This window comes from Oscillochloris sp. ZM17-4 (genome assembly GCF_019599295.1).
In the GTDB taxonomy this organism is placed as follows: domain Bacteria; phylum Chloroflexota; class Chloroflexia; order Chloroflexales; family Chloroflexaceae; genus Oscillochloris.
Genome location: NZ_JAIEWN010000028.1, coordinates 33,049 through 46,328, shown reverse-complemented (window position 1 = coordinate 46,328; position 13,280 = coordinate 33,049). Strand labels below are relative to the sequence as shown.

The following is a 13,280-nucleotide window of genomic DNA, read 5'->3' as shown; positions in this document are numbered from 1 at the left end:
TCGAACGCCGCCGGCGCGATCACCGGCATGGCCCGGGCCTACGAGTCCTTCCAGCCGGCCGAGGAGCACAAGCCGCTGATCACCGCGACGATGTTCGGCGTCACCACGCCCTGCGTCACCTCGGCCCGCGAGTGGCTGGAGCGCCATGGCTACGAGGTGCTGGTCTTCCACGCCACCGGCGCGGGCGGCCGCTCGATGGAGGCGCTGATCAGCGCGGGCTTCATCGTCGGCTCGCTCGACATCACCACCACCGAGTGGGCCGACGAGCTGGTCGGCGGGGTGCTTGGCGCCGGGCCGCAGCGGCTCGACGCCGCCGGGGCCAAGCCCATCCCCCAGGTCGTCTCGCTCGGCGCGCTGGACATGGTCAACTTCGGGCCGAAGGAGACCGTGCCGGCGCAGTTCCGCGAGCGCAACCTCTACGTGCATAACGCCACCGTGACCCTGATGCGGACCACGCCCGAGGAGTGCGCGCAGCTGGGCGCGATCATCGCCCAGAAGCTGAGCGCGGCCAAAGGCCCGACGGCGCTGTTCGTGCCGCTGCGCGGCGTGTCGATGATCGCGGCTGAGGGCCAGCCCTTCTACGACCCGGAGGCCGACGCGGCGCTGATCGGCGCGCTGAAGGCCAGCCTCGGCCCGAACGTCGAGCTGCACGAGCTGGATATGGAGATCAACGACCCGCGCTTCGCCGAGGCGATGGCGGAGCGCCTGCACCAGATGCTCACGGCATGATGCCGTGAACCATTGCCCTGGAGCAGAGCTCCAGACCTTATATGTGTTGGTTCTGGGCGGCACAGCCGCCCAGAACCAACACATATAAGCTGCGGGGGCGGCGCAGCCGCCCCCGCGCCCCTAGCAGGATGCAACCGTATGACAGGAGGTAAGAATATGGAACGCGCAGAGGCGCTCGCCCAGCTGCGGAAGACCGTGGCCGACGGCGGCGCGATCATCGGGGCCGGGGCCGGCACCGGGCTCTCGGCCAAGTGCGCCGAGGCCGGCGGGGTCGACCTGATCATCATCTACAACTCGGGGCGCTACCGCATGGCCGGGCGCGGCTCGCTGGCCGGGCTGATGCCCTACGGCGACGCGAACGCGATCGTCGTCGAGATGGGCTACGAGGTGCTGCCGATCGTCAGGCACACCCCCGTGCTCGCCGGGGTCTGCGGCACCGACCCCTTCCGCCTGATGCGGCCCTTCATCCGCCAGCTGAGAGAGCAGGGGTTCAGCGGAGTGCAGAACTTCCCCACCGTCGGCCTGATCGACGGCACGTTCCGCCAGAACCTGGAGGAGACCGGCATGGGCTACGGGCTGGAGGTGGAGATGATCCGCGTCGCCCATGAGGAGGGCATGCTCACGTGCCCCTATGTGTTCAGCCCCGAGGATGCGACGGCGATGGCCCAGGCCGGCGCCGATGTGCTGGTGCCGCACATGGGCCTGACGACCAAGGGCAGCATCGGCGCGCAGACCGCCCTGACCCTCGACGACTGCGTGCCGCTGATCCAGGCCATGCACGACGCGGCGAAGGCGGTGAACCCGGACATCCTGGTGCTCTGCCACGGCGGGCCGATCGCCGAGCCCGACGACGCGCAGTATGTGCTGGCGCGCACGCGGGGCGTGGTCGGCTTCTTCGGCGCGTCGAGCATGGAGCGGCTGCCAACCGAGGTAGCCATCACCGAGAACGCGAAGCGGTTCAAGCAGATCACGCGCGGCGCATAGGAGGGAGAGCCAGATGGTGAAGCTCACGGTCCTCTACGGCCACCCGGCCGACCCGGAGGCGTTTGACCGCTACTACGACGAGGTCCACATCCCGCTCGCGCGGAAGATGCAGGGCTGGACGGGCTGGACGATCGGGAAGTGCGAGGCGACGACGCCGGGCGAGCAGCCGCCCTACTACATGATCGTCGCGCTCTACGCCGAGAGCCGCGCCTCCGCCGAGGCCATCCTGGCCTCGCCGGAGGGCCAGGCGGCGGTGGCCGACGTGCCGAACTTTGCCACCGGCGGGGCGGCGTTCATGTTCGATGCGGAGCAGGTGATCTACCCGGTGCAGCTGGAGGCGAAGGCCTGATAAGACACGAAGCGCCGGCCGGCCAGCCCCTAATTGAGGGCTGGCCGGCCGGCGCTTGATTCTACCGCTACGGGCGGCCGCGCCGGGACTGGCTGCCGGTGCCCGCGTTGTCGCATGCCCCGTCGCCGTCCGCGTCCACAAACGGAATCGCTTACCGCAACGCTCCAGAGTATTGTCGGCGGTGAGATCGGCGCTGCGTGAGGTGCGTGACACCTCGCCACAAGAGACGTGGGTCTGCACAGGAGGAGTGTCTCCGTTCCCATGCCGCATCCGATCACCCTTGGCTGCTCGCGCCGGCGCAGGGCCACACGCCGGAGGGCGAGCTCTGGCTGGGGGCGGATGCCGCCGGGCGGCCCGCCGCGGTCCTGCGGCAGGGCGAGCCCCTGGCCGGGCTGGAGCGCCAGCTGCGCCAGGCCGCCGATCTCCAGCCCGACGCCGAGCCGGCGATCGCGTTTGCCCGCCACTGCGCCTACTGCGTCTGGCGCAGCGCCTGTGAGGGTGCGGCCGCGGCGCGGCAGGACATCGCGCTGCTCGCCGGCCTGGATCGGCGGACGGCAGCGGCGCGGCGCGGCGGTGATCGAGGGCCTGCTCGCCGAGGTAGCCCGCCTCAGCCCCGGACACATCAGCGCTTGCTCCACCTGTCAGCGCCCAGAGCAGCCTGCCCGTAGCCGAATTTCCGACCGTGCTCTTCCGCTAGGCACTCGAACAGTCAAGCGATGAGCAGGGCTGGGCGCACCTCGGCATGCTCGGCAGCCACCTCACCAAGCTCCGCTCAGACTTCGATGCGCGCAACTTTGGCTATCGGAAGCTGAGCGACCTCGTGCGGGCCCACCCCGATCTCTTCGAGCTTGATGATCGCGAGGTGGCCGGCTCACCGACGGAGATCCTCTACGTCCGCGCGAAACAGTAAGCCTATGTTCAGCGATACTTTGTGCCCATCAGGCACATGCTGCACTGATGGTGCTGCGGCGCGGCGTAGCCGCGCCGCAGCACCATCAGTTTTTTTGTGGGAAAGCAAAGCTCTGCCACACCCTCACCGTGCGCAGTGTTGTTGCTGGCAACATGTTCAGCGATAATTAGGTTTTTCGTAGGACCATGCGGATCCACCATTTGAGCTTGGGACAAAACTTGGCCGTGTAGTTACACAGCTAGAGGCCGCAGAGGCAGCAGGGGTGACGCCGCTCACGCTGCGTCGTATTGAGAAAGGGGAAACTCAGGGGATCGACTTTGATACGCTAGCAGCACTCTGTAACGGCGGCGTGATACGCAGCGCGTACCGTAGGATGATCGAACCTTACCAACCAGATGAGCGCCACAACGCTGTGGCAGTGCGAAGAACATGCTTTTGGCGTAGGAAAGCCGAGAACGATCTAAGGATTATGGCGCGCGAAGCCGCGCCATCAATCCTCGTTGAACGAAGCCTTCGCGCTCCGCTCACTTGGAATTTGCTCCCGTCCGTGCCCCGGCTCAGCTTAGCGCTTGCCTCTGACGTCGCTCCCCAGCGTACGTAGCCCGCCTCTGACGTCGCTCCCCAGCGCACGTAGCCCGCCAAAATCAGCGGGATATGCCCTGAGCGTAGCGACTGTGGATGGCTCGGTAACTCATACCAAACCACCCACGACCATGAGCCAGGCGGAGACGACAACGACGGCGCACGCCACCAGCCAGGTATGCTCAGCACACCTGGTCGGCTGGTACCAGCTCAGGACACACACACGCTGGAGTGGAGGGCCACGACTGGTTGCCAGGGGAGCTGGCTGTGGCGCTTGCTCACGGTGCCGCTGCGGCGGAAGCGTCTTGACCAGCTGCATCGCCTGCCCGCACGACGGACAACAGCGAACATCTGGCGCTGCTCGTTCCGGCGGTGGAGCTACCGCATGTACTGGCGGCTCCACCGCAGCCTGTTGCAGCATCAGCATGCTGCGCACCTCCGTGAGCAACTGCCGCTTGCCCGGGCAGAGCAGCCCGTAGGAGCGCACCTTCACGAAACCCTTGGGCAGCACGTGGGCCAGAAAGCGGCTGATGAAGGCGTCGACTGGCAAGGTGGTTCGTTTCTTCTCGCCGGTCTTGCCGTCGGTGTAGCGAAAGGTCACCGCCTCATTGGAGACCCGCTCGATGCGGTTGTTGCTCAAGGCGATGCGGAAGATGTAGGGGGCCAGGTACGTCAAGGCCGTCGCCCCGCTGCCAACGGGCCGGCAGTCCACGACCCAGGACTGCTTCCAGGCACGAGCGTTCACCTCGCGCATCCACGGCGTTTTCGCCAACCCCGAACGGAACTTGGCGCGAAAGAGCTGGCCGAGGGGCTTGACGTGAACGAGGAAGTCGCGTTTGCCGATCAGCCAGCGCTTGCCACCAGGCGAGAGGGCCAGGGCCGGCACGAGGAAGTGGACGTGGGGGTGGTAGCGCAGGTCGCGGGTCCAGGTCTGCAAGACCCCGAGCATGCCGATCTGCCCGCCGAGGAAGCGCGGATCATGCGCGAGTTGCTGCAGTGCGGCCGATGCGGCGTGAAACAGGAGCGGGTAGATCGCCTCGGGATGCTGGCGCGCGGCAGCCCGCAGCTCGGCCGGCACGGTGAAGGTGACCAGGAAGTAGGGCACGGGCAGCAGCAGAGCCTGCTGCGCGGCGAGCCAGGCCTCGGAGGCGTCCTGCTGGCAGGTCGGACAGTGGCGGTTACGGCAGGAGTGGTAGCTGTAGCGGGTGGTCTGGCAGGCCGGACAGCGGTAGACGTGGCCGCCGAGGGCTTCGGTGCGACACTGGGCGATGGCCTGCATCGCCTGGAGCTGGCGCTCGGAAAGGGTCGAGCTATAGCGCGCGCGGTAGGCTGGCCCATAGCGGCGAAAGATCTCGCCGAGCGTGGTCACTGCATACCTTCCGAGAGGGTGTCAAGCACACCGCTGGCCAGTTCTTCTGCCTTGCGGGTGAGGTGGGTATAGATCGCCGTAGTCGAAGGCGAGCGATGGCCGAGCCAGAGTTGGATGACCCGTAAGTTGACGCCGGCCTCCAAGAGGTGGGTGGCCCAGGAATGGCGCAGCGTGTGGACCGTGGCGTTCTTGCTCACCCCTGCGTCGTTGAGCGCATCGCGGAACGCTTCACGGACCCCACAGGGGCTGATGGGGGCCGTGGCGGTGTGGTGCTGCATGCCAGCGCGAGGCCCGGCCGGAAAGAGCCAGACCGGGTTGCGATGGGTGCGCCACTGGCGGCGGAGCAGGGTGAGCGTGCGCAGGGGAAGGGGAATGTAGCGGTCCTTGAGGCCCTTGCCGCCGCGGATCTGGAGCTGCATGCGTGCGCTATCGATCCAGGAGACCTGAAGGTTGACGCCTTCGCTGATGCGCAAGCCGCAGGTGTAGATGGTCGCCAGGCAGGCGTAGTAGGTCGGCCGGTAGATGTGGTCGAGAATACGCCAGACCTCATCGACACTGAGTACAACGGGCAAAGTCTGGGTGGGGCGGGGACGAAACAGGTCGAGGCGGGGCCAGGGACGCTGGAGCGTAATCTCGAAGAAGAACTTGAAGGCCGCAATGGCGACGGTAGCCGAAGAGCGGGAGAGGCCACGGACCTTGTGGAGCGCGAGAAAGAACTGGCGAAAATCCTCGTCAGTGGTCTGGTCCGGGGACTTGCCGGTGAACTCCGCCAGTTGCCGGACGTAGCGCAGGTAGGCCTCTTGGGTTGAGGGCGCCATGCCCCGCAGCTGCATGTCCTCGAGCATCCGCTGCCGTAAGGGAGTCACGATGATACCTCCTGGTGAGAAGCGACACGCCACCAGGAGGTATCGTCACACGGGTAGCAGGAGGCAGCAAGCTGTCAGGAAAGCAGGTAGCTGAGGGGTAGGGACTCGCTGCGCGAAGCGCTTCGTTCAACGCGCATTCTTGATACTTTATAAATTCGCTCATGTTCTTCAATCGGTAAACTATCCGAGACGCTTTGGCTGAAGATACGATTATGAGGCCGTACGTGATGTTATCGCAACGACCCTCAGCATCACATTGAACGGTCGTGACGGCTTGTCAAACTGGTTGAACGTCCCGGCCAGATACACCTGCTCGCGCGGGGCATAGAATGCGAACGACCCCGTCGACCCGGAGTGCCCGATCAACTCCGGCGTTTCCCGAAACAGGGTCATCCAGCTCGGGAGCTTGAAGCGCATCAGGCCGTAGCCGTACTGCATGGGGAAGAACAGCGCGTTCCAGTCATGCATGCGCGCGAAGTGGGCGGGGTCGAACAGCTCGCCGTCGAAGTATGCCCGGAGGAAGCGCAGGCTGTCCGCCAGGGTCGAGACGATCCCGCCGGTGCCACGCTCGGAGCTGAGCGCCAGCGGCAGCGACAGCTGTGTACTCTTGTAGTAAAGCGGCAGCGGCTCGACCGGCCGCGGGTGGGCGCAGTCATACAGGTACGTATCCGCCAGGCCAAGCTGGTCGAAGATGCGATGCTGGAAGGCGTTCGCCAGCGGCTGGTCGGTGACAGCCTCGACGATCGCGCCAAGGAGCTGGTAGTTGGTGTCGGAGTAGTGGGATCTGCCGCTGTCCGGCGCGGCCGCCGGCGGCTTCCGGCGGGCGAGCGCCAGCGCGTCGGCCACGCTGTAGGCGCGGTCGCGGTTCTGCTTGAAGTCCTCGGCGAAGCCGCCCTCAAAGTAGTCCGGCAGGCCGGAGGTCTGGTGGATCAGCTGGGCGACCGTGAGCCGGCGGCTGTGGTCCGTGCCCTTGTGGACATGGATTCCGTCGAGCAGATCATGCGGCAGGTGGGCGGCGATCGGCGCGTCGAGGTCGAGCCGACGCTCGTCGGCGAGGCCCATCAGCACGGCGACGGTGTACATCTTGGTGACGCTGGCGATGAAGTAGGGACAATCCGGCGCCGCATCCCCCGCCGCCCCCCGGAAGTTCACCCGCCCATCGGCGGACTGCACGCCGAGGAACACGCCGTGAGTGTGCGGCCTTCGGCTCTCGCTCTCGATCAGACGCTGTAGCTGCTGGTCGATACCGCTCATGGTGCCACTGCCTCCAGCGGTCGATTTGCCAGTAGCTGGTCGTAGTGGTCGGCTAGCCGTCGTGTGCCCGCCTGCGGTGCCACGCTCTCCAGCGCCGCCGAGGAGACGAAGAAATCCAGCAGCTGGGCCATGCGACGCTTGAATGGTCGCAGCAGACCGACCCCGGCGCGCGCCAGTGGCAGCGGAATGCGCGTGACCTTCGGTGGCTGGCCGGCTGCGGCACACGCGATCGCTGCGATGTCATCCCACGCGTGAACCTCCGGCCCGCCCACGTCGATGTCGGAGGCCCCCATCGTTACCGCATCTACGCTCACCCGGGCCAGATCGGCCCCGTGGATCGGATTGATCCGGAGCGTGCCGTCGCCCAGCAGATAGACGCGCCCGGATTGCGCCATCTGAAGCAATGCGCCCATGTCGGAGAAGTAGCCCGTCGGGCGAATCACTGTGTACGCCAGGCCGGAGGCCGCCAGATCCGCCGCGAAATCTTCGTGCGCTTTGACCATGGGGACATGCATCAGCTTGGCGGCGTTGAACACCGAGATAAACACAAACTTCGCGACGTCGGTCTTCCGCGCCTCGTTCAAGATAGTGAGATTGCCCAGGTAATCGACGTCATGCCAGGTGTGCTTGCTTTTCGCCCCCATCATGCTAATCGACGAGAACACGACATCGATCCCATTGGTGATCCCACGGAGCGTCTCCGGCTGGGTCACATCACCGATATGGATCTCGTCGATGCAGTCGCTGATGGCCGGGGCCAGGCCCGCACCCGGTAGCGCCAGCTTTTGCTCGCTTCGGGCGAGTACCCGTACCCGGTAGCCTGCGTGTTTGAAGGCGTGGACGGCATATCGCCCCAGGTAGCCGGTCGCCCCGGCGATCAGTACTGTTTTCATGCCAGGCCCTTTGCTGTCAGTATCGGGTAATATACCCGGCTCTTCCGCAACGATGTATCGGACTGTTCTTCGTAGACATGCTCAGGACTCATGCATCGGGACGATGCGGTTACGGGAGTAAGCCACCAGCACATCGCCGTGATCCTCAATTGTGGCGGTCGTGGGCAGCGTCGCCAGCCAGGCGACCGCCATAGCGTCGCCCGCGGCGGCGGCGGCATTCACCACGGTCGGGATGAAGATCCAGGCCAGTGCGGCGGACGGGACGACCGGCAGCAGCAGCAGGCCGAGGGCCGAGATCACGGCGAACGGCGCGATGGCGTTCACCAGCATCGCGTTCCGGCTGGTCAGGTAGCCCTCGGCCGACGCGAAGATCATCGCGCCGCGGATGCCGATGCGTGGTGGCGCCCCGCTGGTGATGGCAAAGACCGCGGCGTGGATGCACTCGTGCAGCACGAGCACGCCGATCACGTCCAGGACCACCAGGATGATGCTGGCGATCGCCGGCACGCCGTCGATGCCGATCGACACGAGCGCCATCAGGGTGAGCGCCTCATCGGGGCGCAGGCGCTGCACGATCTGGAAGAACAGCCCCCCGAAGACCACCGCGCCGATCAGCCGTAACAGGTAGCTCAGGATGGTCAGCCAGGTGTTGTTGCGAAAGTCAAGGCTTGAAAGGCGGATACCGGACTTGTGCGGTGAACGATTGTCGCGCATCGTCATTAGTTGGCCTCTCTTGTTCAGCCACTCGCATTGACCCTACGCCGCCGCGGTCGTCGGCTCGTAGGCCGCATGGGGCGCGCGGCTGCGCAGCAGCACAATCCCCAGCCAGAGGAACCAGACGATCTGGCTGAGCCCGAACACCGCCGCGCTGACCTCGCTGATGGCCGGCACGACCGTGCAGAGACCCGCCAGTCCAACCCCCAGGCCCCAATGGTTCAGCGCCCGCGGCAGGCCGCCCGCGCGCAGGGCCGCCCAGGTCAGCAGCAGCACCCAGACCCCGCCGACGACCTCGACCCCACCGCCCAGCCCGTTGAAGACCGCCTCGATCGCCAGCCAGGTCGGCGCGGCCTGCTCCGGCGCCGTGCCGGCCAGCCCGACCACGGCCTGCATGCCAACGTTGTAGATCATGCCGCTGGCCAGCACCAGGCCAGCCCAGATCAGCCCGAAGGCGCTCGCCACCTGCATCAGCGCCGGAGCGCCGCCCTGCAGCCGCTCGTGGACCGCCAGGGCCAGCACGACCATCGCGATGCCCCAGAAGACGTAGACGACCAGGTGCAGGAGCGACAGGAAGCCCTGGTGCTCGCCGATCAGGGCCACCTTCTGGGCCGGGTCGGCCACGTCGCCCACGTTCACCACCAGCAGAAACCCGATCATCCCGACGACGTAGGCCAGCCCCTGGTACAGCGCGGCGATGCCGCCCGGCCTCTGAATTCCTCGCATCGTGTGCCTCCTTTGTAGTACTGCCTCTTACCGCAAACCTGGTTCGGACGGATGCATAGTGGTGCGAAAGGGTCTATGGCTCCTCCGCACCTGCTCGCCCTTCCGCCCCGGCGCCGGTGAGCAGCGCGTCGATCAGCGCGACCAGCTGCGCCGCCGGCGTGCCCTTCATCACGGCCCGTGCGGCGCCGGCCGCCAGCGCCGGCTGCTGCTCGCCCTGCCGCTCGACCAGCACCACCACGATTGCCCGCGGGCGGCCGTAGATGGCATCGGCGAGCCTGTAGTCCGCCAGGCAGAGCAGCGGCGCGTCATGCGCAAGCAGCTCTCTGAGCGCCTGCCGATCGCGGGCCTGGGCGACCGGGCCGATGCCTGGGATGCTCTCGAGCAGCGCCTGCAGCCCTGCGCGAAGCTCACCCGACTCTGCCGCGATCAGCGCTGGTAGCTGCCTGCTCATCCTGCCCCTCTGCCAAACCGTGCTGCGTGACCTGCCGCCACTCTACCAGCCACGCCCCCGCCGCGCATCGGCGCAACGACGCCCGCCGCGCACAACAAAACGCCGCTTGGACGAGTGGCGCGCGTGCGTCAAATGGCGGCCCGGCTACGACAAATGACGGTGGGGCTCCTCGGGCTGCAGGTCGCTGATGCCGGTGCGCAGGGCGTAGAGCGCGGCCTGGGTGCGATTGGCCAGGTGCAGCTTGTCGAGGATGCTGCTGACGTGGGTGCGCACCGTGCGCTCGCTCAGGATGAGGTGGTCGGCGATCTCCTGGTTCGAGCGTCCCTGGGCAACCTGGCGCAACACCTCGACCTCGCGCTCGGTGAGCGGATCTTGGGCCAGGGGCCGCTCCGCGGGGCGGCTAAGCTCCTGGACCAGCTTGCGCGCGATCGTCGGGTGCAGCGATGACTCGCCCTGGAAGACGTCGCGGATCGCCTGGAGCAGCTGCTGGGGCGAGGAGTCCTTGAGGAGGTAGCCGAGCGCGCCGGCCTTGATCGCCGGGAAGACCTGCTCGTCGTCGGCGAAGCTGGTGAGCACCAGGATGCGGGCGTCGGGCCGCTCGGCCGTGATCTGCGCGATCGTCGCCAGGCCGTCTTGGCGCGGCATGACCATGTCGAGCAGGATGACATCGGGCTGAAGCGCGCGGGCCATAGCCGCGGCCTCCAGGCCGTCCTGGGCCTCGCCCACCAGTTCCATCCCCGGCTCGGTCTCGATCAGGGCGCGCAGCCCCTGGCGCACGACCGCGTGGTCGTCGGCGATCAGGATCTGGATCGGCGCTGCGGTCATCATCACCACCTCTCTCTCAGCCGGCCGGTGCCGGCCGCGATCACCCCTGCTGCGCGTGCTGTAGCTCCAGGCGCACCTGCGTCCCCGTGCCCGGCACCGAGGCGATGTCAAGCGTTGCGCCAAGGCCCGCGGCCCGCTCGTGCATGCTCACCAGGCCCATCCCGCCGCCGCGCTCTTGGTGTGGGTTGAAGCCCTGCCCATCGTCCTCCACGGTCAGGCGGAGATGCGCGTCCGTGGCGGTAAGTCGGATCTCGACCGTCTGCGCGTGGGCGTGCTTCAGCGCGTTATTGAGCGCCTCCTGCGCGATGTGATAGAGCCCCTCCTCGGCTGCGGGGGCCAGCGCGATCGCGCCCTCGACCCGCAGCCTGGCCGCGACGCCCGCGCGCCCCTCGACCGCCTCCAGGCGCTGCTGGAGCGCCCCGACCAGGCCAGTGCGCTCGAGGGCCAGGGGGCGCAGCTCGTAGACCAGCAGCCGCATCTCCTTGAGGGTCTGCTGCGCCGTCTCGCCGATCCGGCCGAGATAGGCAGCCGCCCGCTCGCCGCTGCCGCCGCTCAGGAGGCGCTGGCTGGCCTCGGCAAACAGGGTCAGGCTGTAGAGCGACTGGGTGACCGAGTCGTGCAGATCGCGCGCCAGCCGGTTGCGCTCTTCCAGAATCGCCCGCTCGGCGGCCTGCTGGCGCAGCCGCTCGTTCTCGGCGATCTGGCGCTCCAGGTCGCTATTCGTCGCCGCGAGCTGCTCGGCCTGCCGGCGGCGCTCGTCAAGCAGCGCCGAGAGGTGCTGGGCCTGCTCGATCACCACCTGCTCCTGCACCTCGACCAGCTGGCGCAGCCCGCCGACCTCCGAGCGCAGCTGGGCCATCTGCCGGCGTTGGTCGTCCGGCGCGGCGATCGGGGTGTCGGCGAAGACCGCGATCTCGTCGAACGGCAGGATCGCCAGCTTGACGTGGAAGGCCAGCGACTTGAGGTAGGTCACGATCGCGCGCGGGATCGCCACGCGGGTGAAGATGACGACCGAGTAGATCTGGCCGCTGGGCAGCATGCCGAAGAAGCCGAGCACCGAGCGGATGCCGCAGGGGATGACGAAGTGCTCCTGATCGGGGATATACGGGCTGCCCAGGGCATCGGGCACGTGAAAGACATTGTAGCTCGTCTGCTCCAGATCGGCGATGAGCTGGGGATCGGGCGTGACCGAGCGGTCCAGGATGACGCCGAAGGTCTCAGCGAACTGGAGATACATCGGGTTCTGCTCGATGACCTCCGGGGTGAGCGGCAGCGTCTTGTAGTAGGTGGAGCGGCGGCGGTCGTTCCAGCCGGGCTGCGCGCCGACCGTCGCCAGCAGGGTCTGACACAGGAGCCCGGTGTCCTCGGGCATAGCGCCGAGCAGCCGCTGGGCGTGGCGCTGCAGGTCGGCGTCGAGGTCGCGGTAGCGCCGGGTGATGAACAGGCGCGCCAGGGCGCAGGCCTTCGCGCCGGCGCTATCGCGCAGGTGGTCGTCTAGGAAGCGGACGATCCGATCGGCGGTCGCCTCCATGGACGCGGCGCCGTCGCCCAGGCCGCGCAGCGCCGCGCCGCAGCGGGTCATATCCTGAAGCGTAAAGCTGGTGATATCAAACACATCGCCTCGCGTCGATCCCTGGCTGGTATTCTGCGTGGGCGGCACGTGCTGGCGGCGATCCGCGCCATCTGCCAGGTGCGCCCAACTGTGGAGCGCTGGCACCTGTGGGGATCGCGGTTCCTGCTGCTACTCTTTCTTCCCAGAGATCTTGCTCACGCCCCAGAAAAAGACGCCCATCCCGACGCCCAGGAGAAAGATGAAAATGCCCAGCCCAACGGGCGTCCCCCACATCAGCGGCGACCAAAGTCCTTCCATGTTGCTTTCCTCCTTAAGATGCGACGGCAGGTGTGAGCGCACGCTGCTCCCACCGCTCGATATTCACGCCCTTCCAGAGCAGCCAGACCGTAAACGCCAGCTCCCCCGGGATCGACAGCACGATGACCACGGTCGAGAGGAGCTCGTCATACTGCGGCACCAGGATGTGCCCGTAGCTCTGGGCCAGGTAGCCGACCGCGCCGATGATCAGCAGGATGCCCAGGATACGCGGCATAAAGCCCGACCGGTAGACCAGGTAGCCGAGGAGCAGCAGGTGAAACCCGAAGAGCAGCCCCCAGATGATGATCACAAATGCGTTGGCATCGAGGGACAGGAGCACCAGCGCGCTCACCTGCTCCGGCGCGAAGACGGTCACATAGCCGGCGCCGCCCAGGAGCAGCAGGGCGGGGACCGCGGTGATCAGGTTGACCGCCTGGAGGATGGATTGGGCGAAGCGGGCAAACGCCGCCGCCAGCGCGAGCGGACGGCTTACCGGCCGGAACAGCACGTACAGCAGGGCGCTCACCACGATCTCCACCAGCACGATCACGGTTTCGGCGACCATACCGAGTCGGAACATGGTCTCGGATGCCAGCAAGGTATTGACCGTCGCGGCGGGATCGCCGGGCACGACGACGCTGGTCCGGCCCATAAAGAAGGCGAAGGGGCCGACGAAGAAGATCAGCAGGTACAGCGCCCCGACGATGCGGGCGTAGACCCGCGGCGATGTCCCGTTGGTGCGGGCTGTCATAGCGTTT

General features: G+C 67.0%; 14 protein-coding genes and 2 pseudogenes. 5 read left to right on the top strand and 11 right to left on the bottom strand.

Annotated elements, in window-relative coordinates; translation table 11 throughout:
- From K2Z83_RS18625 to K2Z83_RS30035, 5 genes and pseudogenes are all read left to right on the top strand, one after another.
- The coding region (locus K2Z83_RS18625; RefSeq protein ID WP_220596697.1) for a Tm-1-like ATP-binding domain-containing protein at positions 1-729 on the top strand (729 nt) is incomplete at its 5' end.
- Between the two features lie 156 nt (positions 730-885).
- The gene (locus K2Z83_RS18620) at positions 886-1,713 is read left to right on the top strand and encodes a phosphoenolpyruvate hydrolase family protein (protein WP_220596696.1); all 828 of its coding nucleotides are present in this window, start codon (positions 886-888) and stop codon (positions 1,711-1,713) included.
- 13 nt (positions 1,714-1,726) lie between these two features.
- Positions 1,727-2,062 carry an EthD family reductase gene (locus K2Z83_RS18615; RefSeq protein ID WP_220596695.1) on the top strand — a complete coding sequence of 112 codons (336 nt, stop codon included), beginning with the start codon at positions 1,727-1,729 and terminating at the stop codon, positions 2,060-2,062.
- Positions 2,063-2,786: 724 nt separating this feature from the next.
- Positions 2,787-2,972, top strand: a pseudogene (locus K2Z83_RS18610) (OST-HTH/LOTUS domain-containing protein); the annotation flags it as partial.
- 244 nt (positions 2,973-3,216) lie between these two features.
- Positions 3,217-3,573 (top strand): annotated as a pseudogene (locus tag K2Z83_RS30035) (helix-turn-helix domain-containing protein); the annotation flags it as partial.
- 90 nt (positions 3,574-3,663) lie between these two features.
- Here K2Z83_RS30035 and K2Z83_RS18600 read toward each other — a convergent pair.
- The 11 genes from K2Z83_RS18600 to K2Z83_RS18555 all read right to left on the bottom strand — a co-directional run bounded on the left by K2Z83_RS18600 (position 3,664) and on the right by K2Z83_RS18555 (position 13,273).
- Positions 3,664-4,923 carry an IS91 family transposase gene (locus K2Z83_RS18600; protein ID WP_220596692.1) on the bottom strand — a complete coding sequence of 420 codons (1,260 nt, stop codon included), beginning with the start codon at positions 4,921-4,923 and terminating at the stop codon, positions 3,664-3,666.
- The gene (locus K2Z83_RS18595; protein WP_220596691.1) at positions 4,920-5,768 is read right to left on the bottom strand and encodes a site-specific integrase; all 849 of its coding nucleotides are present in this window, start codon (positions 5,766-5,768) and stop codon (positions 4,920-4,922) included. The genes K2Z83_RS18600 and K2Z83_RS18595 overlap by 4 nt, the downstream gene beginning before the upstream one ends.
- A 231-nt stretch (positions 5,769-5,999) precedes the next feature.
- On the bottom strand, positions 6,000-7,043 hold the full coding sequence (locus K2Z83_RS18590) for a serine hydrolase (protein WP_220596690.1): 1,044 nt from the start codon (positions 7,041-7,043) through the stop codon (positions 6,000-6,002).
- Positions 7,040-7,936 carry an SDR family oxidoreductase gene (locus K2Z83_RS18585; RefSeq protein WP_220596689.1) on the bottom strand — a complete coding sequence of 299 codons (897 nt, stop codon included), beginning with the start codon at positions 7,934-7,936 and terminating at the stop codon, positions 7,040-7,042. The genes K2Z83_RS18590 and K2Z83_RS18585 overlap by 4 nt, the downstream gene beginning before the upstream one ends.
- Positions 7,937-8,017: 81 nt before the next feature.
- Positions 8,018-8,656 carry a DUF3267 domain-containing protein gene (locus tag K2Z83_RS18580; protein WP_220596688.1) on the bottom strand — a complete coding sequence of 213 codons (639 nt, stop codon included), beginning with the start codon at positions 8,654-8,656 and terminating at the stop codon, positions 8,018-8,020.
- Between the two features lie 36 nt (positions 8,657-8,692).
- Positions 8,693-9,376 carry a DUF4386 family protein gene (locus K2Z83_RS18575; protein WP_220596687.1) on the bottom strand — a complete coding sequence of 228 codons (684 nt, stop codon included), beginning with the start codon at positions 9,374-9,376 and terminating at the stop codon, positions 8,693-8,695.
- 73 nt (positions 9,377-9,449) lie between these two features.
- Positions 9,450-9,827, bottom strand: coding sequence for a hypothetical protein (locus tag K2Z83_RS18570; protein WP_220596686.1), 378 nt, complete (start codon positions 9,825-9,827; stop codon positions 9,450-9,452).
- A 144-nt stretch (positions 9,828-9,971) separates the two neighbouring features.
- Entirely contained in the window at positions 9,972-10,655 is a 684-nt protein-coding gene (locus K2Z83_RS18565) for a response regulator transcription factor (RefSeq protein WP_255604229.1), read from the bottom strand.
- Positions 10,656-10,692: 37 nt separating this feature from the next.
- The gene (locus K2Z83_RS30030; protein WP_220596685.1) at positions 10,693-12,267 is read right to left on the bottom strand and encodes a sensor histidine kinase; all 1,575 of its coding nucleotides are present in this window, start codon (positions 12,265-12,267) and stop codon (positions 10,693-10,695) included.
- A gap of 126 nt (positions 12,268-12,393) precedes the next feature.
- Positions 12,394-12,522, bottom strand: a complete 129-nt coding sequence (locus K2Z83_RS29195; protein WP_255604228.1) for a hypothetical protein — start codon at positions 12,520-12,522, stop codon at positions 12,394-12,396.
- 13 nt (positions 12,523-12,535) lie between these two features.
- Positions 12,536-13,273: a DUF4386 domain-containing protein gene (locus tag K2Z83_RS18555; RefSeq protein ID WP_220596684.1), complete on the bottom strand. Its 738-nt coding sequence runs from the start codon at positions 13,271-13,273 to the stop codon at positions 12,536-12,538.
- Between the last annotated feature and the right edge of the window lie 7 nt (positions 13,274-13,280).

Excerpts from the sequence above, each read along its gene's own strand:
- K2Z83_RS18620 (WP_220596696.1), top strand. The coding sequence starts at position 886 with ATGGAACGCGCAGAGGCGCTCGCCCAGCTGCGGAAGACCGTGGCCGAC.
- K2Z83_RS18595 (WP_220596691.1), bottom strand. The coding sequence starts at position 5,768 with ATGCTCGAGGACATGCAGCTGCGGGGCATGGCGCCCTCAACCCAAGAG.
- K2Z83_RS18570 (WP_220596686.1), bottom strand. The coding sequence starts at position 9,827 with ATGAGCAGGCAGCTACCAGCGCTGATCGCGGCAGAGTCGGGTGAGCTT.
- K2Z83_RS18590 (WP_220596690.1), bottom strand. The coding sequence starts at position 7,043 with ATGAGCGGTATCGACCAGCAGCTACAGCGTCTGATCGAGAGCGAGAGC.
- K2Z83_RS29195 (WP_255604228.1), bottom strand. The coding sequence starts at position 12,522 with ATGGAAGGACTTTGGTCGCCGCTGATGTGGGGGACGCCCGTTGGGCTG.
- K2Z83_RS18575 (WP_220596687.1), bottom strand. The coding sequence starts at position 9,376 with ATGCGAGGAATTCAGAGGCCGGGCGGCATCGCCGCGCTGTACCAGGGG.
- K2Z83_RS18565 (WP_255604229.1), bottom strand. The coding sequence starts at position 10,655 with ATGATGACCGCAGCGCCGATCCAGATCCTGATCGCCGACGACCACGCG.
- K2Z83_RS18555 (WP_220596684.1), bottom strand. The coding sequence starts at position 13,273 with ATGACAGCCCGCACCAACGGGACATCGCCGCGGGTCTACGCCCGCATC.
- K2Z83_RS18580 (WP_220596688.1), bottom strand. The coding sequence starts at position 8,656 with ATGACGATGCGCGACAATCGTTCACCGCACAAGTCCGGTATCCGCCTT.
- K2Z83_RS18615 (WP_220596695.1), top strand. The coding sequence starts at position 1,727 with ATGGTGAAGCTCACGGTCCTCTACGGCCACCCGGCCGACCCGGAGGCG.
- K2Z83_RS18585 (WP_220596689.1), bottom strand. The coding sequence starts at position 7,936 with ATGAAAACAGTACTGATCGCCGGGGCGACCGGCTACCTGGGGCGATAT.